A 17222-nucleotide genomic window follows, 5' to 3' on the forward strand; every position below is an offset into this window, starting at 1 on the left:
GTCCAGTGATGCAGCGCAGCAACCGGCCCGGATTTCTGACATAGTCCAAGGCCCACCCACACCCGATACCGTCGTGAGCCTGACGACCTCGTTCCCGAAGTCCGACATCCGCGTCCTGCTGCTGGAAGGCGTCGCGCCGACCGCCGTGGAAAGCTTCCGCAACGCCGGCTATTCGAACATCCAACTCTACGACAAATCGCTGCCGGCCGACCTGCTGCAACAGGAAATCGCGCAGGCGCACATCGTCGGCATCCGCTCGCGCACGCAGCTGACCGCCGAAGTGCTGTCGCACGCGCGCCGGCTGATGGCGATCGGCGCGTTCTGCATCGGCACCAACCAGATCGACCTGGACGAAGCCGAGCTGGCCGGCATCCCGGTCTTCAACGCGCCCTACTCCAACACGCGCAGCGTCGCCGAACTCGTCGTGGCCGAGGCGATCATGCTGATGCGCGGCATCCCGCAGAAGAGCGCGCAGTGCCATCGCGGCGGGTGGTCGAAGTCGGCCGCCGGCAGCCATGAAGTGCGCGGCAAGACGTTGGGCATCGTCGGCTACGGGCACATCGGCACGCAGGTCGGCGTGATCGCCGAGGCGCTGGGCATGCAGGTGATCTTCCACGACATCGAAACCAAGCTCGCACTCGGCAACGCGCGCATGGCGCTGGGCCTGGACGACCTCCTCGAACGCAGCGACATCGTCACGCTGCACGTGCCGGAGACGCCGGCGACGCAGGGCATGTTCGGCGCGGCGCAGGTCGCGAAGATGAAGCCCGGCGCGCACCTGATCAACGCCTCGCGCGGCACGGTGGTGGACATCGACGCACTCGCCGGCGCGCTGGCCTCCGGCGCGATCGGTGGCGCGGCCATCGACGTGTTCCCGGTCGAACCGCAGGGCAACGCCGATCCGTTCGTCTCGCCGCTGATCGGCCTGGACAACGTCATCCTGACGCCGCACATCGGCGGCAGCACGCTGGAAGCGCAGGAAAACATCGGCCTGGAAGTGGCGGCCAAGCTGATCCGCTACAGCGACAACGGTTCGACGCTGTCGGCGGTGAACTTCCCCGAAGTGACGCTGCCCGAACACACGGGAAGCACGCGCCTGCTGCACATCCATCGCAACGTGCCGGGCGTGCTGTCGCAGGTGAACGACGTGTTCTCGCGACTGGGCGTGAACATCGACGGCCAGTTCCTTCGCACGCATCCGAAGGTCGGTTACGTGGTCATCGACGTCACCGCGACGCAGGAACAGGCGGCGCAGGTGCGCGAGGAACTGGCGCGCATCCCGGGCACGCTGCGGACGCGCGTTCTTTATTGAGCGCTAGGCATTTGCGGAAGGGCCAGCGACTGCAGCGGCTCAGCCCCTCTCCCGGCGGGAGAGGGGTTGGGGTGAGGGGCAACGAAGCCACGACATGACGGCTCGCGATGTCGTTCAACGCTACGGTCCTAACTCACGTACCGTGATCTCCCCCAGCGCTTCTCTTCGGCTACAAGAGCAGGCCTGCGTGGCTAACGCGACCGCGCCTTCCACTTCCCCGCCATCCGCCGCATCGACTCGTCGCTGCCCGGATCGGCCAGCACCGCATCGATCGGTCGCCACGCCAGGTCGTGCGATTCCTCGCTGACGACGTACGCCTCGCTGCCTTCGGCATGCACCACGTAACGCACGTCCCAGTGCCAGTGGCCGGGGACGTCGCCGCGCTCGGGGATCCAGTGCCGGTCCAGATCGAAGATCTCCGGCTCCACGCGCAGGTCGGTCAGACCCGACTCTTCTTCCGCTTCACGTAGCGCCACGTTCGCGAGATTGCGGTCGCCGTCGGCATGGCCGCCCAGCTGCAGCCAGCGTTCGAGCTTGCGGTGGTGCGTGAGCAGCACGCGCGTGCCGCCGCGATCGACGAGCCACGACGATGCGGTGAAGTGACCTTCCAGGTGGATGCGCTCGAACACCGTCGGCGCCTCGTCGAGGAACGCCGCGAACGAACGCGCCACCTCCGCTTCATCCGGCCAGCGACGCGCATAGGACGCGAGCGCGTCGTGCAGCGAAACGTCCTGCGATGGCGAGTCGGATGCGTTCAAGGACGGAGCCTGTGCGTCGGGCGCGCCAGTGTACTTCGACGTCGTTGCAGCGTTCGCGGCGGCTGCCAATTCGGGCTTGCATGTCGACGCAACCGTCAGCTGACGATTTTCGGAATCGTCCGATGCAAGCGCGCGTCGGCGGTCGGCAACGTCTGTGGCGTTCCTCAACGCAAGAAGGCCACATGGCAGCATCCCGTTCCAAGTTGCACCGCACGCCGTCGGCGCGCGCATTCACCACCGCCGCCAGTCTGGCGCTGGGCCTGTTCGCGGCATCGCATGCGCATGCCGACACCGGCGTCTCCGCCGAGCCCGACGTGCGCTTCACCGGCCCGCTCGCCACCGGCGGTCCGCCGCTGCCGAAGGGGCTGGCCAACGTCGAGCCGTACCTCATCAACACTCAGGTCCACGGCTTCTACGACGAACACGGCAACCGTCATCACGCCGACGGCGTGCCGGATGGCTGGGCGCTCGTCGTCCCGGTGGGCTACGGCCTGACCGATCGCGTCGGCGTCGGCGCCACGTTCTCCGTGGTCGACGCGTCCACGCCGTCGGGCGGCCGCACGTGGGAGTTCGGCGATACCAGCGTGTCGGCGTCGTACCTGCTCGCCAGCAGCGATCGGAACAACTCGTCGCTGACCGCCGCGATCAAGCAGAACCTCACCACGGGCCAGTCCGACCAGCTCGGCCGCCACGGGCTCGCCGAAGCGACGGGGAGCGGCGCGCCGACGACGCAGCTGTCGCTCGGCGGACAGGCCTACTTCCTTGCCGACCGGAACCTGCGCGGCCGCTTCAATGTCGGCTGGCGCCTGCCGGGCGCGCACGCGTCACTCGACGGCGACAGCGCCTATGGGACGCCGGACGGCTTCCGCGGTCTCGCTGAACTGCATGCCGCGTCGCAGGCCAGCATCGGCCTGGAATACAGCTTCAACCCCGAATGGGTCGTGGCGACGGACGTCATCTACGAACAGGACCGCGGTGCGCACGTGCGCGGCACGGTCACCTCGTCGACGGGCGAGCGCTCCGCGTACGACACCGAACTGCCGTCGTCCTGGCGTCTGTCGGTGGCACCTGCCGTTGAATACAACTTCACCGATCGCATCGGCCTCATCGCCGGCGCGCAGGTCTCGCTGGATGGTCGCAACTCGGCGGCGATCTTCGCGCCGCAGGTGGCCGTCAACATGGTCTTCTGATGTGCCCGGCGCCCTCGCGACACCGTGGCGCGAGGGCGCCTCGCAAGTGGTTCCAACCGTGACCTCGCGCGCTTGCCGGTGCTTTCCCGCGTGGGTTATGGTGGCCCGCCCCCCACGGCCATACGCTCCATCGCCCGCCTGAACGGGCGCAGATCTTCCATTCCCAGGGGAATTCGATGTTCAAGAACCTGTTCCTCACCAAGCCGGTCGAGCCTGCCGGGCACGTCGACGCCGGTGAGCCCGTAGAAGGCAGCCTCCAGGGCGAGGCGACCCTCAAACGTTCGCTCACCGCAACGCAACTGGTCATGCTGGGCATCGGCGCCGTGATCGGCGCGGGTATCTTCGTCCTCTCCGGCCATGCCGCCGCCGAACACGCCGGCCCGGCCATCGTGATCAGCTTCATCATCGCCGGCTTCGCCTGCGCCCTCGCGGGCCTGTGCTATGCGGAGTTCGCGGCGATGCTGCCGGTCTCCGGCAGTGCCTATTCCTATTCCTACGCCACCCTGGGCGAGTTCGTCGCCTGGTTCATCGGCTGGAACCTGGTGCTCGAATACATGTTCGCCGCGTCCACGGTCGCGGTGGGCTGGTCGGGCTACCTCAACAGCTTCCTCGGCTCCTTCAACATGGCCTTGCCGGCCTCACTGGCCGCGGCACCGCTCAACGTGGTGGAAGGCTCGATCGTCTACACGGGCGGCCTGATCAACCTGCCGGCGGTGTTCATCGTCGCGGCGCTCAGCGGCCTGTGCTACGTGGGCATCACGCAATCGGCGATCGTCAACTCGGTCATCGTGGCCATCAAGGTCATCGTGATCGTGATGTTCGTCGCGTTCGCCGCGCAGTACGTCAACCCGGACAACTGGGTGCCCTTCGTCCCCGAGAACCAGGGACCGGGTCGCTACGGCATCGACGGCATCATCCGCGGCGCGTCGGTGGTGTTCTTCGCGTACATCGGCTTCGACGCGGTCTCCACCGCCGCCGGTGAAGCCAAGAACCCGCAGCGCGACATGCCCATCGGCATCCTCGGCTCGCTGGTCATCTGCACGATCATCTACATCATCGTGGCGCTGGTGCTGACGGGCCTGCTGCCCTACCCGCAGCTGAGCACCCCGAAGCCGGTCGCCACGGCGCTGGAAGCCTATCCGTCGCTGCTCTGGCTCAAGCACGTCGTCGAACTCGGCGCGATCGCAGGCCTGAGCTCGGTGATCCTGGTCATGCTGATGGGCCAGCCGCGCATCTTCTATTCGATGGCGAAGGACGGCCTGCTGCCGAAGGTCTTCGCGAAGGTGCACCCGAAGTTCCAGACGCCGTACATGGGCACGATCTACGTCGGCGTGTTCGCCTGCCTGCTGGCCGGCTTCCTGCCGATCGGCCTGCTCGGCGAGCTGGTGTCGATGGGTACGCTGCTCGCGTTCGCCACGGTGTCCATCGGCGTGCTGGTGCTTCGCAAGAGCCGCCCGGACCTGCCGCGTCCGTTCCGCGTCCCGGCCGCCTCGATCATCTGCCCGCTCGGCGCCGCGGCGTGCCTCTACCTGTTCTGGAAGCCGTTCTCCGAACATTGGCCGCTGATGACCGGCTGGACCGTCATCGGCCTGCTGATCTACTTCTTCTACGGCTACCGCAACAGCAAGGTGCGCCAGGCGGCGCGCTGATCCCTGATGCGACTACGAGGCCGGCGGCATTCCCGCCGGCCTCGTTCCTTTCGGCTCCACATTCGGCCGGCCATCGCGTGTGCCGGCTTCGGGAATCACGATGTTCCGACAACTCTGGGCGACCAAGCATCCCCACGCCGCTCATTCCGATGCCGAAGGCCTGAGCCTTCACCGCACGCTCGGCCCGTGGGGCCTGACCGCGCTGGGCATCGGCGCCGTCATCGGCGGCGGCATCTTCGTCATCACCGGCCAGGCCGCGGCGAACCACGCCGGCCCGGCGATCATGCTGTCCTTCGTCCTCGCGGCGATCTGCTGCACCTTCTGCGCGCTGGCCTACGCCGAGTTCGCCTCGATGGTGCCGGTCTCCGGCAGCGCCTACACCTACACCTACGCGACGCTGGGCGAACTGGCCGCGTGGTTCATCGGATGGATGCTCGTACTCGAATACGGCGTCTCGGCCTCGGCGGTTGCGGTCAGCTGGACCGGTTACTTCCTGAGCCTGCTGCAGCATTTCGACATCACCTTGCCGAGGGAGCTGGTCAGTGCGCCGCTCGACGCACAACTGCGTCCCACCGGCTCCATCGCGAATATTCCCGCCGCGGCCATCGTGCTGCTGCTGACATGGCTCTGCTACGTCGGCATCCGCAAGTCGTCGGCGATGAACATGGCGATGGTGGTGCTCAAGACGGGCCTGATCCTGCTGGTGATCTTCGTCGGCTGGAAGTACGTGAACCCCGACTACTGGCATCCCTTCATTCCCGAGAACGAAGGTCCCGGCAAGTACGGCTGGGAAGGCGTGCTGCGCGGCGCCTCGATGGTGTTCTTCGCCTACATCGGCTTCGAGGCCGTGTCCGTCGCCGCGCAGGAATCGCACAAGCCGCAGCGCGACCTGCCCATCGGCATGCTCGCCTCGCTCGCGATCTGCACGGTGCTGTACATCGCGATGGCTGCGGTCATGACCGGCCTGGTGCCGTTCAACCTGCTGGGCACCGACGAACCGGTCGTCACCGCCGTCGCGGCGCATCCCGAACTGGGCTGGCTGCGCGTGGTGGTGGAAATCGGCGCGCTGATCGGCCTGTCGTCGGTGGTGCTGGTGATGATCATCGGCCAGCCGCGCATCTTCATGATCATCGCGCGCGACGGCCTGCTGCCGCCGGTGTTCACGAAGATCCACCCGGAGTACCGCACGCCGCACATCAACACGGTGATCACCGGCATCGGCATCGCGCTGCTCGCCGCGCTGTTCCCGCTCGACGTGCTCGGCGAGCTGACGTCGATGGGCACGCTCATCGCCTTCGCCGCGGTCTGCGGCGGCGTGCTGATCCTGCGCCGCACCCAGCCGGACCTGCCGCGTCCGTTCCGCATCCCGGCGGCGTGGCTGATCTGCGGCGCGGGCATCCTCAGCTGCCTGGCGCTGCTGTCGACGATGACCGCGCACAACTGGTTCCTGATGGCCGTATGGACCGGCATCGGCTTCCTGATCTACTTCCTGTACGGCTACCGGCACAGCCGCCTGCGTCGCGGCTGACGCAGGACGGGATGCACGCACGAAGGCGCCCATGAGGCGCCTTCGTCGTTTCCGGGCACGGAAGTTCGTCGCGGGGCCGGATCCGCCGCAGCTTTCCGTGCGCGGCACGCCGGATTTCCCCTTCCGGAACGGTCCCTTACCGCCCGTCCGCTACACTTGCCGGCATGAACGCCCCCCTCCCCTACGATCCCCAGCGCCTGGCGCACTGCGCCGGGGAAATCATCGTGAACGTGCGCGAGCTGTCCGCGCTGGGCTGGACGCCGGCGACCAGCAGCAACTTCTCGCGCCGCATGGACGAGCAGCACGTCGCCATCACGGTCTCCGGCCGCGACAAGGGCAAGCTCACCGAAGCCGACATCATGGTGGTCGACCTCGACGGCGTGCCGGTCGCGACCACCCAGAAGTCATCCGCCGAGACGCTGCTGCACACGCAGCTGTACAAGCGCTTCCCGGAGATCGGCTGCGTCCTGCACACGCATTCGAAGGTCCAGACCGTCGCGTCCAGGCTGTACGCCGGCCCCGGCCACGTGCACCTGGAAGGCTATGAACTCTTGAAAGCCTTCTCCGGCAACACCACCCACGAAATCAGCCTCGATCTTCCCGTACTGCCCAACAGCCAGGACATGAACACGCTGGCCGCGCAGGTCGACTGCCTGCTCGACCGCCGGGCGATGTGGGGATACCTGATCGACGGCCACGGCCTGTACGCCTGGGGCCGCGACATGCCGGAAGCCCGGCGCCACCTTGAAGCATTCGAATTCCTGCTCGGCTGCGAGCTTGAACTGAGGAGACTGCAGCGATGAGCCGCCTGCGCATCTTTGCCGAGAACGATCCGTCCAACCCGCGCCTGTCCACGTCCGACCACGCCGAGATGGCGGTCGAACTGAAGAAAATCGGCGTCGCCTTCGAACAGTGGCAGGCCAACGCGCCGGTCGCGCCGGGCGATGCGCCCGAGAAGATCATGGAGGCTTATCGGACCGACATCGATCGCCTCGTCGCACAGCACGGCTTCAAGACCGTCGATGTGGTGAGCATCGCGCCGGACAACCCGCAGCGCGAGACGATGCGCACCAAGTTCCTCGACGAACACTTCCACAAGGAAGACGAGGTGCGCTTCTTCGTCGCGGGCTCCGGCCTGTTCACCCTGCACGTGGACGGCGAGGTGTACGAGGTCAAGTGCGAGCAGGGCGACCTCATCGCCGTGCCCGACAGCACGAAGCACTGGTTCGACATGGGCCCGGAGCCCAGCTTTGTCGCCATCCGCTTCTTCACCGAACCGGACGGCTGGGTCGGCCATTTCACCGGTACCGACATCGCCCAGCGTTTCCCGCGTTACGAGAAAGGCCAAGCGGGCTGACACCGAGGAACGAGTGGAGAGGAGTGAGGAGTGAGCTCCGCGCTCGTTCCGCATCTGCCCTGCCGTTCTTGCTCCGCACCTCTCCTCACTCACTGCTCGCCTCATGACCATCCGCGCGATCCTCACCGACATCGAAGGCACCACCAGCAGCATCTCGTTCGTGAAGGACGTGCTGTTCCCGTACGCGCGCCGCGCCCTGCCCCGCTTCGTCGCCGCACGCGGCAAGGAACCGGGCGTGCGCAAGTGGCTCGACGCGGTGGCGGCCGAGAACGGCGGCATCTGCCAGGACGAGGTGATCGTGGAAGTGCTGCAGGGCTGGATCGACGAGGATCGCAAGCACACCGCGCTGAAGGCGCTGCAGGGCATGATCTGGGCCGACGGCTACCGCAACGTCGATTTCACCGCGCACATCTACCCCGATGCGGCGACGTCGCTACAGGAGTGGCACTCGGCCGGCCTGCCGCTGTACGTGTATTCCTCCGGCAGCGTGCCGGCGCAGCGCCTGTTCTTCGGCCACAGCGACGCGGGCGACCTGACGCCGCTGTTCTCGGGCTGGTACGACACCGAGATGGGCGGCAAGCGCGACGCGCAGAGCTATCGCAACATCGTCGAGTCCATCGGCATTCCGGCGCCGGAGATCCTGTTCCTCTCCGACGTGGTCGAGGAACTCGACGCCGCGCGTGAGGCCGGACTGCAGACCGCGCTCATCGACCGTCTGGACGATTACCCGACGCCCCGCACGGGCGACGCTACGCATGGGCATGCGCGCGTGGAGACGTTCGCAGACGTTTCGGTGAGCTGACCCGCTCGCCGTTCCCACGTGGCCGTCGTTCCGAAGGCGGGAATGCAACGACGTTCACGCGCCCGTTTTGCGTGAAGGCTGCAAGGGAATCAAAATGGATTCCAGCTTTCGCTGGAATGACGGGAGATGATGCAGTCACCCGTGGATCTTCTCGCCCCGAAGCAGCATGGCGACGAACTTCTCCACGCGCGCCGCCTTCGTTTCCGGCTTCTTCGCCGTGTGCACGCGCCAGCAGAACGCGTAGCGGTTGGTGCGATCCAGCGCTTCGAACGCCTTGCGTGCCTTCGCGTTCTTCGCCAGCGCGGCGGCGAATTCAGGCGGGACGTCCATGACGCTCGCCGACTGGTACGCCGCATCCCAGCGGCCATCCGCCTTCGCCGCTTCGACCTCACGGAGCCCAGCCGGCTGCATGCGCCCGGCGTCGAGGAGCTTTTCCACACGCGCGATATTGAGCTTGGACCAGAGGCTCTTCGCCTTGCGTGGCGTGAAGCGCTGCAGGAAATACTGCGCATCGCAGCTGCGCTTGAGGCCGTCGATCCAGCCGTGGCACAGCGCCACGTCGAGCGCCTGCGAATAGCTCACCGACGTCGCGCCGGTGTCCTTCTTCGCGATCTTCAGCCACACGCCCGGCGCGTCGCCGTGCGCGGCGAGCCACGTTTCCCACGCCGCTTCGGTCTTGAACAGCTTGATCGGCAGATCCGTCGGTAGCGGCGTGGTCATCGCTCCTACTCCGTGGCGTCTTCCAGGCGGTACGCCGATTGTGCGCGCTGTTCGCCCCGCCAGCGGTCGAACGCGCGCACTTCGATGCGATGTTCGCCGAGCGCGAGATCGGTCGGCAACGCGCCGCGCCACAGGTGCGTGGACGGATCGGCTTCCGGCGAACGGTCGTAGCCGCGCAATGAGGTCGCCGTGTCGTCGGCGACGTTCTCGACGACGAGCCGCGGATCCGGCTGTTCGACGCGCTTCATCGGCTTCCAGTCGCCGGCGTCGATGCGGTATTCGACGCGGCTGTCCGCATCGCCCATGAACACGTTCGCGAACACGCCGAACGCCGGCCACGCACCGCGGCGCAACACCTTCGGCGCATGCAGGCCGATCGCCTCATCCTTCGCGCCGCGCGCGACCTGGTAGCGCAGCGAGTACGAACCGTCCGGCCGGAACGTCGCCCACGCGTAACCATTGGGCGTGCCGTCGCTCATCGTCGTGTCCGGAATGCCCTGCGCGTCCTTCACGCCCGACCAGAACGCGCCGCACGTCGCGCCGACGTTGTACTCATGCAGCGGCTTCGCACCATGCCATCCGGTGGACGCGTCGTGGAAGTAGTGGCGCTGGTTGTGCGTGTGCGCACTGAGCAACAGCACGTTCGGACGGTCCTTGAGCATCGCGAACAAGCGATCGCGATCGGCGCGACGGAACGTCTCCACGCCCGGCACCGGCTCGAAGAACGGGATGTGCACGGAAATCACGACGCGACGCTCTTTCGGCAACGTCGCCAGGTAGGCGTCGAGGAACGCGAGCTGGTCTTCGCGCAGCCCGCCGACGTAGGCGGGCTTCTTACCCGGCATGTACACCACGTCGTCGAGCGCGATGAAGCTCGCCTGCGGCTCTTCCCACGCGTACGTGTCGGGGCCGAACACGTTGCGGAAGCCGAGCAGCGCGTCCTCGTCGCGCTTGGCGTCGAAGTCCAGGTCGTGATTGCCGGCCACGTGAAGCCACGGCACCGCGAGCTTCGCCGTGACGCGGTTCATCGCCGGATACAGCGACAGATCGTCGTTGACGATATCGCCGAGGCTCAGGCCGAGTTGCGCGTCGTGATGCCCGGCCAGGGGCTCGACGATGTCGCGCTCGTAATAGCCCACGTCCACCACGCTCTTCGGCTGCGGATCGCCGAACACGAGCATCTCCAGGTCGCCCTTGCGCCTGGGCGCGCGATGCAACGCGAAGTCGTACGACGCCTGCGGCGCGGTCGCGGCGATGCCCCCGAACCGCAGCGCCGGCGAACCTTCCGGAAACAAGTGATGCCAGAACAGCGGCAGTCCGTTCGCACCGGTCGCGGTCGCGTACTGCGGCGGCTTCACGACGAACAGCGTGCTTTCCGCGCGCATCGGCAGCGTGTACCGCCCCTGCGCGTCGGTGATCGCCAGCTCGCGCCCGTTCGAGACCTTCACGCCGGCGATGCCGCGCTCGCGACCATCGCGCTGTCCGTTGCGGTTCGCATCGTCGAACACGCTGCCGGTCACGGTGGATTGCGCCGCCGCGCCGGTCGATGCAGCCAGCAGGGCGATGAGGACGGCAGGAACGGCGTTCGGCATTGACGACTCGCGCGGAGGGTTCGCGCGATTATCGTCCGCGCGGATGCCCGCCGGAAGTCGCCCGCCTTGCCTCAGCCGGCGTGACGCGTCCGAAGCACGGCTTCCACGTCGGCGAGCCCGAGCCCGCGCGCACGCAGCAGCACCAGCAGGTGGTAAAGCAGGTCGCCGGCCTCGCCGAGCAGTTCCTCGTCCGACTGCGCGACGGCCGCCAGCGCGGTCTCGACGCCCTCCTCGCCCACTTTCTGCGCGATGCGGCGGATGCCGCCTTCGAACAGCTTCGTGGTGTAGCTGCCGGCGGGACGTTTCTGCTCGCGTGCGGCGATGAGCGCATCGAGCTCGCGCACGAACGATGAGGACGCCGCCGGCGCGTCAGAGAAGCAGCTTTCGCGACCGAGATGGCACGTTGGGCCGTGCGGACGCGCGGTCACCAGCAGCGTGTCGTTGTCGCAATCGATGTCGATCGCGACGACATCGAGGAAGTGCCCCGACGTCTCGCCCTTGGTCCACTGCGTGTTGCGACTGCGGCTGAAGAAGGTCACGTGGCCGCTGTCCAGCGTCGTGCGCAACGCAGCCGCGTCCATGTAGCCGAGCATCAGCACGCGCAACGTGTCGGCATCCTGGACGATGGCGGGCAGCAGGCCGCCCTGCTTGTTCCACGCAAGCGCGTCGATGGCCTCGGGTGACCGTTCAAGCGACATCGCGTACCTCGATGCCCTGCGCACGGAGGTGCCGTTTGAGTTCGGGGATCCTTACCGCACCGGAGTGGAACACGCTCGCCGCCAGCGCCGCATCTACGTCGGCTTCCATGAAAGCCTGCACGAAGTGCGCCGCCGTTCCCGCGCCGCCGGAGGCGACCAGCGGGACCATGCAACGTTCGCGCACGGCCTGCAGTTGCTCAAGGTCGTAGCCTTCACGCACGCCGTCGCTGCCCATGCAATTGAGGACGATCTCGCCGGCGCCGCGTTGCTGCGCTTCGACGACCCACTCCAGCGTGCGTTTCGCAAGCGCGCGCGTCCGCGACGGATCGCCGGTGTACTGGCGCACGCGCCACTGCCCGTCCTCGTCGCGCAGGCTGTCGATGCCGACCACGACGCATTGCACGCCGAACACCTCGGCGATCTCGCCAATCAGTTCGGGGCGATCCAGTGCCGGCGTGTTGATCGACACCTTGTCCGCGCCGGCATGCAGCACGGCGCGTGCGTCGTCCACCGAGCGGATGCCGCCGGCGACGCAGAACGGGATGTCGATCACGCGCGCAACGCGTTCGACCCACTGCCGGTCGACGCTGCGCCCTTCCGGGCTGGCGGTGATGTCGTAGAAAACGAGTTCGTCGGCCCCTTCGTCGCGATAACGCAGTGCGAGTTCAACGATGTCGCCCATGTCGACATGATCACGAAACTTCACGCCCTTGACGACACGACCGTCGCGCACGTCCAGGCAGGGTACGATGCGGCGACTCAGCATGAGCGCGCCCTCTGTAGCGCTTCGTCGAGTGCGAATCGGCCTTCGATCAGCGCCTTGCCGAGCACCGCGCCCGCGCATCCTGCGTCGCGCGCGCCTTCGATGTCGTCGATGTCGCGGACGCCGCCGGACGCCTGCACGCGCAACGCGGGGGCGAGCGTCGACAGATGCCGATACAGCGACAGGTTCGGCCCGGCGAGCATGCCATCGCGCGAGATGTCGGTGCACAGCAGGTGCACAAGTCCGCCATCGGCGAAGCGGCGCACCAGCGACTCGAGCTGGACGCCGCTGTCCTGCGTCCAGCCCGCCGTGGGCAGTCGCCACGCGCCGGACTCATCCTGGCGGGCATCGAGCGCGACGGTGATGCGGTCCGCGCCGAAGCGTTCGATCCATCGCAGCACGCGTTCGGGCTCGCGCACGGCCAGCGAGCCGACGACCACGCGTTGCGCGCCGGCGTCGAGGATCAGCGCGACGTCGTCCTCGCTGCGCACGCCGCCGCCGGTCTGTACGTTCAAACCTGTTGTCGCGACCAGCTCGCGCACGAACGGACGCAACGTGTAGCCGCCTTCGCGCGCGGCATCGAGATCCACCAGGTGCAGCCAGCGCGCACCGCTGCCCGCATACTGCGACGCGAGCTCCAGCGGCGACGGCGCATAGCGCGTCTCACGCTCGTAGTCGCCTTGATGCAGCCGGACCACGCGACCATCGCGCACGTCGATCGCGGGATAGAGGTCGAAATCCTTTCGCTGCATCGTGGAAGCGAGCGCGTTCATGCCGCCTCCATCGCGAGGAAGTTCGCGAGCAGGCGCTGGCCCGTGGCCGCCGAACGTTCGGGATGGAACTGCGCACCGAAGCGCTGCCCGCGCCCGGCGGCGGCGGTAAACCCGCTGCCGTAGTCGCTGCTGGCCAGCGTGTCCTCGCTCAGCGGCGCGACGAAACCGTGCACGAAGTAGGCCCATTCACCGTCTTCGATGCCGTCCAGCAGCGCAGACGAGCGCTCGCGTCGAAGTCGGTTCCAGCCCATGTGCGGAACGCGCACGCCCGGCCTGGGCGCAATGCGTTCGATGCGTCCCTTCAGCACGCCCAGCCCTTCCACTTCGCCTTCCTCCGAGGATTCATAAAGCAGTTGCATGCCGAGGCAGATGCCCAGCAGAGGAGCTTCCAGCGCACGGATCGTATTGACCAAATCGAGCTCGCGCAGCCGCTGCATCGCGGGCGCCGCCGCGCCGACGCCGGGCAGGATCACCCGCGGCGCATTCGCGATGGTGTCGGCATCGCTGCTGAGCACGGAACGCGCGCCGAGACGGTCGAGCGCATAGCGCACGGAGCCGATGTTTCCACCGCCCCAGTCGATGAGGACGACGTCGGTCACAGCGTCCCCTTCGTGCTGGGAAGCTCACGCCCTTCGCGCTTCACCGCCTGGCGCAACGCGCGCGCGAAGGCCTTGAAGCAGGCTTCGACCTTGTGGTGGTCGTTGTCGCCTTCGACGCGAAGATTGAGGTTGAGCCCGGCGCCGTCGCACACCGAGCGGAAGAAATGCGGCACCAGTTCGGTCGGCAATCCGCCGACGCGATCGCGCGCGAACGCACCGTCGAACACGAAGTACGGTCGGCCGGAAAAATCGAGCGCCGCGCTCGCCAGCGATTCGTCCATCGGCAGCGTGAAGCCGTAACGCCCGATGCCGCGCTTGTCGCCGAGCGCCTCGCGCAGCGCCTGCCCCAGCGCGAGCGCACTGTCCTCCACCGTGTGGTGTTCGTCGATGTGCAGGTCGCCCTCGCAGCGCAGCTCGAGCGCGATGCCGCCGTGCTTGCCGATCTGCTCGAGCATGTGATCGAAGAAGCCGAGCCCCGTCGCGATCTTCGGCTCGGCAGTGCGATCCAGATCGATGGCGACCTCGATGCGGGTTTCGCGCGTGTTGCGCTGCAGGCGCGCGGTGCGCGGCGCATCGGCAAGCTCATGCGCGATCGAACTCCAGTCCCAGTCGCCGCCGAACTGCGGCGTGCGCAACTGGAATGCGCGGATGCCGAGGTTGCGCGCGAAGGCATTGTCGGTTTCGCGATCGCCGACCATCGCCGAGCGCGACCAGTCGATGCCGCGATCCTGCAGCAGCGGCGTGGCAAGCGCGATGCCCGGCTTGCGCGTCGGGGCGTTCTGCGCGGGCAGGCTCGTGTCGATCAGCACGTCGCGGAAGACGATGCCCTGGCTTTCGAATATCTGCATCATCAGGCCATGCGGGCCGTCAAAATCCGCCTGCGGGAATGCGTCGGTACCCAGCCCGTCCTGGTTGGTCACCATCACGAACTGATAGCCCGCATCGCGCAGGCGGAGCATCGCGGGGATCACGCCCTGCACGAAGCGCAGCTTGTCGAAGCGGTCGATCTGGAAGTCCGACGGCTCCTCGATCAGCGTGCCGTCGCGATCGACAAACAGGATCGGCGTGCTCATGCGCGCGCCTCCAGGATCGACAGCACCGACGCGTTCTGCTGTGGCGTTCCTAGGCTGATGCGCAGCGCATCGCCCAGGCCGGGCGCGGCGCGCATGTCGCGAACCACTACGCCGGTGGCGAGCAGGCGTTCGAATGCGGATTGAGCGTCATCGAAGCGCACGAGCACGAAGTTCGCGCGCGAGGCGTACACGCGGCGAACGCCGGGTGCGCTCGCAAGCCGCTGCGCGAGCGCGTCGCGCTCGGTGCGCACCGTCGCGATGCGCGTGCGCGTCTGCAATGCAGCATCGCGGCCGAGCGCACGTAGCGCCTCATCGATGCATGCGGAAGGCAGCGGATACGGCGCCTGGCAGCGACGCAGCACGTCGATGAGTTCGGCGTCGGCGATCACCGTGCCGATGCGCGCCGCGGCGAGCGCGTGCGCCTTCGACAAGGTGCGAAGCACCGCCACGTTGCGATGCGTGCCGATGAGCCGGATCGCGGAAGGCGCGTCGGCGAACTCGATGTAGGCCTCGTCGACGACCACGAGCGCGCGCCCGGCAAGGCGCGCGCCGAGCGCGGCGATCTCGCCGATCGGCAGCAGCGCGCCGGTCGGATTTCCCGGCGAGCACAGGAAGACGATGCGTGCGTCCTGCGCGACCGCGGCGTCGGCGAGCGCGTTGAAATCGCTGCGCCACTCGCCATCGGTTTCGCGCAACGGCACGTCGATCACGCGCGCGCCGTGCAGTCGCGCGCTCACCGCATACATGCCGAAGGTCGGCGTGCTGACGACGATCGCGTCGTTGCCGGGCCGGCAGAGGGCACGTACGAGCAGGTCGATGCCTTCGTCGCTGCCGCGTCCGGCGAGCAGCTGCTCCGGCGCGCATTCGTAGAGGGCGGCGAGCGCCTCACGCAGCGCCTGCGGCTGCGGATCGGGATAGCGGCGCAGCGAGCCTTCGCGGTCGGCAAGGTTCGGCCACGGCGATTCGTTGGCGTTGAGCCACACCTCGCCCTGCAGGCGGTCGCTGCGCGCCGAGCGATATCCGCCGAAATCGCGCAGGTCCGCGCGCACCAGCGCGAGTGGGCTCGTGCCGGGGTTCGTCTCGATGGCGACGTTCACGACGCCACCGCCTGCAGCCGCAGCGCGACCGCCTGCAGGTGCGCGTCCAGGCCTTCCGCGCGCGCGAGTTCCACCGCGCACGGACCTATGGCTTCGATGCCGCGCGGCTGCACTTCCTGCACGGTGATCGCCACCTGGAAGCTCGCCACGTTCAGGCCACCCGCAAAGCGCGCCGCGCCGCTGGTCGGCAGCACGTGGTTGGTGCCGCTGCAGTAGTCGCCCAGCGCCTCGGGCGCCCAGTCGCCGAGGAACACCGAACCGGCGGCGGTGACCTGCGGCAACGCGGCGCGCGCGTCGCGGAGCGCGAGGATCAGGTGCTCGGGCGCGTAACGGTTGCTGATCGCCAGCGCCTGTTCGATCGACTCCACGCGGATCGCGCTGGACGACTGCAACGCACGGCGCGCGATGTCGGCGCGCGGCAGCTGCTCCAGCTGCGATGCGAGCTGTTCGCTCACCGCGTCGAGCAGCCTGTCGTCGTCGCTCAGCAGCATCACCTGCGAATCCGGACCGTGCTCGGCCTGCGACAGCAGGTCCGCGGCGACGAAGGCGGGATTCGCGCCGAAGTCGGCGATCACCAGCACTTCCGACGGCCCGGCGGGCATGTCGATCGCCGCGCCATCGACGTCCATGGCGACCTGCCGCTTGGCTTCGGTGACGTAGGCGTTTCCGGGGCCAAATAGCTTGTCGCAACGCGGGACGCTCGCGGTGCCGTAGGCCATCGCGGCGATCGCCTGCGCGCCGCCGATCTTGAACACGCGCGTGATGCCGCAGCGCTTCGCGGCGTAGAGCACGGCGGGGTCTGCCGTTCCATCGCGACGCGGCGGCGTGCACAGCACGATGTCGGGGCAGCCGGCCAGGCGCGCGGGGACGCCGAGCATCAGCGCGGTCGACGGAAGCGGCGCCGAGCCTGCGGGCACGTACAGGCCCACGCGCTGGATCGGCCGCAGCACGCGTTCGCAACGCACGCCGGGCGCGGTGTCGACGCTGTACGGCGCGGTCATGCCTGCGCGGTGGAACGCGGCGATGCGTTCGGCCGCTTCGTCGATGGCGGCACGAAGTTCTACCGACAGAGACGCTTCGGCTTCGGCGAATTCGGCGCTGCCCACGGCGAAATCGACGGGTGCGAAACCGTCGAAACGTTCGCCGAATGCACGCAGCGCCGAGTCGCCGCTGTCGCGCACCTCGCCGATGATCGAGGCGACGGTGCTCGCCGTCGTGCTCGACGTCACCTGCGCGGGGCGACGCAGCAGTTGCGCCTGCGTGCGCGTGTCGAGCAGGCGCCAGTCGACGCGGCGCATCAGCTCGTCGGGG

17 protein-coding genes are annotated in these 17222 nt (G+C 67.8%); 7 read left to right on the top strand and 10 right to left on the bottom strand.

Annotated features, from left to right (window positions below; translation table 11 throughout):
* Positions 1 to 73: 73 nt before the first annotated feature.
* Positions 74 to 1312, top strand: coding sequence for a phosphoglycerate dehydrogenase (serA, locus tag ABIE51_RS13245; RefSeq protein ID WP_192631081.1), 1239 nt, complete (start codon positions 74 to 76; stop codon positions 1310 to 1312).
* Positions 1313 to 1503: 191 nt separating this feature from the next.
* On the opposite strand, the gene ABIE51_RS13250 is transcribed toward serA, so the two are convergent.
* A complete protein-coding gene (locus ABIE51_RS13250) occupies positions 1504 to 2070 on the bottom strand; it encodes an NUDIX hydrolase (protein WP_502913299.1) in 567 nt (188 codons plus the stop codon).
* Between the two features lie 182 nt (positions 2071 to 2252).
* On the opposite strand from ABIE51_RS13250, the gene ABIE51_RS13255 reads away from it, so the two are divergent.
* From ABIE51_RS13255 to mtnC, 6 genes are all read left to right on the top strand, one after another.
* Positions 2253 to 3260 carry a hypothetical protein gene (locus tag ABIE51_RS13255; protein WP_192631083.1) on the top strand — a complete coding sequence of 336 codons (1008 nt, stop codon included), beginning with the start codon at positions 2253 to 2255 and terminating at the stop codon, positions 3258 to 3260.
* 176 nt (positions 3261 to 3436) lie between these two features.
* Positions 3437 to 4909, top strand: coding sequence for an amino acid permease (locus ABIE51_RS13260; RefSeq protein WP_192631084.1), 1473 nt, complete (start codon positions 3437 to 3439; stop codon positions 4907 to 4909).
* Positions 4910 to 5009: 100 nt separating this feature from the next.
* Positions 5010 to 6437 carry an amino acid permease gene (locus tag ABIE51_RS13265; RefSeq protein ID WP_192631085.1) on the top strand — a complete coding sequence of 476 codons (1428 nt, stop codon included), beginning with the start codon at positions 5010 to 5012 and terminating at the stop codon, positions 6435 to 6437.
* Between the two features lie 164 nt (positions 6438 to 6601).
* Positions 6602 to 7240, top strand: coding sequence for a methylthioribulose 1-phosphate dehydratase (locus tag ABIE51_RS13270; RefSeq protein WP_157030584.1), 639 nt, complete (start codon positions 6602 to 6604; stop codon positions 7238 to 7240).
* Positions 7237 to 7794, top strand: a complete 558-nt coding sequence (locus ABIE51_RS13275; RefSeq protein WP_192631086.1) for a 1,2-dihydroxy-3-keto-5-methylthiopentene dioxygenase — start codon at positions 7237 to 7239, stop codon at positions 7792 to 7794. The genes ABIE51_RS13270 and ABIE51_RS13275 overlap by 4 nt, the downstream gene beginning before the upstream one ends.
* A gap of 103 nt (positions 7795 to 7897) precedes the next feature.
* A complete protein-coding gene (gene mtnC, locus ABIE51_RS13280) occupies positions 7898 to 8596 on the top strand; it encodes an acireductone synthase (protein ID WP_192631087.1) in 699 nt (232 codons plus the stop codon).
* Positions 8597 to 8731: 135 nt separating this feature from the next.
* Here the strand turns inward: mtnC and ABIE51_RS13285 are convergent, their stop codons facing one another.
* The 9 genes from ABIE51_RS13285 to hisD form a co-directional block, all read right to left on the bottom strand.
* Positions 8732 to 9316 (bottom strand): YdeI/OmpD-associated family protein, encoded by a 585-nt coding sequence (locus ABIE51_RS13285; RefSeq protein WP_192631088.1) that lies wholly within the window; start codon positions 9314 to 9316, stop codon positions 8732 to 8734.
* 5 nt (positions 9317 to 9321) lie between these two features.
* Positions 9322 to 10908, bottom strand: coding sequence for a calcineurin-like phosphoesterase C-terminal domain-containing protein (locus tag ABIE51_RS13290; RefSeq protein ID WP_192631089.1), 1587 nt, complete (start codon positions 10906 to 10908; stop codon positions 9322 to 9324).
* 71 nt (positions 10909 to 10979) lie between these two features.
* Positions 10980 to 11606, bottom strand: a complete 627-nt coding sequence (gene hisIE, locus ABIE51_RS13295; RefSeq protein ID WP_192631090.1) for a bifunctional phosphoribosyl-AMP cyclohydrolase/phosphoribosyl-ATP diphosphatase HisIE — start codon at positions 11604 to 11606, stop codon at positions 10980 to 10982.
* A complete protein-coding gene (gene hisF / locus ABIE51_RS13300) occupies positions 11596 to 12372 on the bottom strand; it encodes an imidazole glycerol phosphate synthase subunit HisF (RefSeq protein WP_192631091.1) in 777 nt (258 codons plus the stop codon). The genes hisIE and hisF overlap by 11 nt, the downstream gene beginning before the upstream one ends.
* Positions 12366 to 13142 carry a 1-(5-phosphoribosyl)-5-[(5-phosphoribosylamino)methylideneamino]imidazole-4-carboxamide isomerase gene (hisA, locus tag ABIE51_RS13305; RefSeq protein ID WP_192631092.1) on the bottom strand — a complete coding sequence of 259 codons (777 nt, stop codon included), beginning with the start codon at positions 13140 to 13142 and terminating at the stop codon, positions 12366 to 12368. The genes hisF and hisA overlap by 7 nt, the downstream gene beginning before the upstream one ends.
* Entirely contained in the window at positions 13139 to 13741 is a 603-nt protein-coding gene (hisH, locus tag ABIE51_RS13310) for an imidazole glycerol phosphate synthase subunit HisH (RefSeq protein WP_192631093.1), read from the bottom strand. The genes hisA and hisH overlap by 4 nt, the downstream gene beginning before the upstream one ends.
* Positions 13738 to 14814: a bifunctional histidinol-phosphatase/imidazoleglycerol-phosphate dehydratase HisB gene (gene hisB, locus ABIE51_RS13315; RefSeq protein WP_192631094.1), complete on the bottom strand. Its 1077-nt coding sequence runs from the start codon at positions 14812 to 14814 to the stop codon at positions 13738 to 13740. Before hisB ends, hisH begins: the two co-directional genes overlap by 4 nt.
* Positions 14811 to 15911 (bottom strand): histidinol-phosphate transaminase, encoded by a 1101-nt coding sequence (hisC, locus tag ABIE51_RS13320; protein WP_354504256.1) that lies wholly within the window; start codon positions 15909 to 15911, stop codon positions 14811 to 14813. The genes hisB and hisC overlap by 4 nt, the downstream gene beginning before the upstream one ends.
* Entirely contained in the window at positions 15908 to 17209 is a 1302-nt protein-coding gene (gene hisD, locus ABIE51_RS13325; RefSeq protein ID WP_192631701.1) for a histidinol dehydrogenase, read from the bottom strand. Before hisD ends, hisC begins: the two co-directional genes overlap by 4 nt.
* Between the last annotated feature and the right edge of the window lie 13 nt (positions 17210 to 17222).

The sequence above is a fragment of the Lysobacter sp. OAE881 genome, assembly GCF_040546665.1.
Taxonomy (GTDB): Bacteria; Pseudomonadota; Gammaproteobacteria; order Xanthomonadales; family Xanthomonadaceae; genus Lysobacter_J; species Lysobacter_J soli.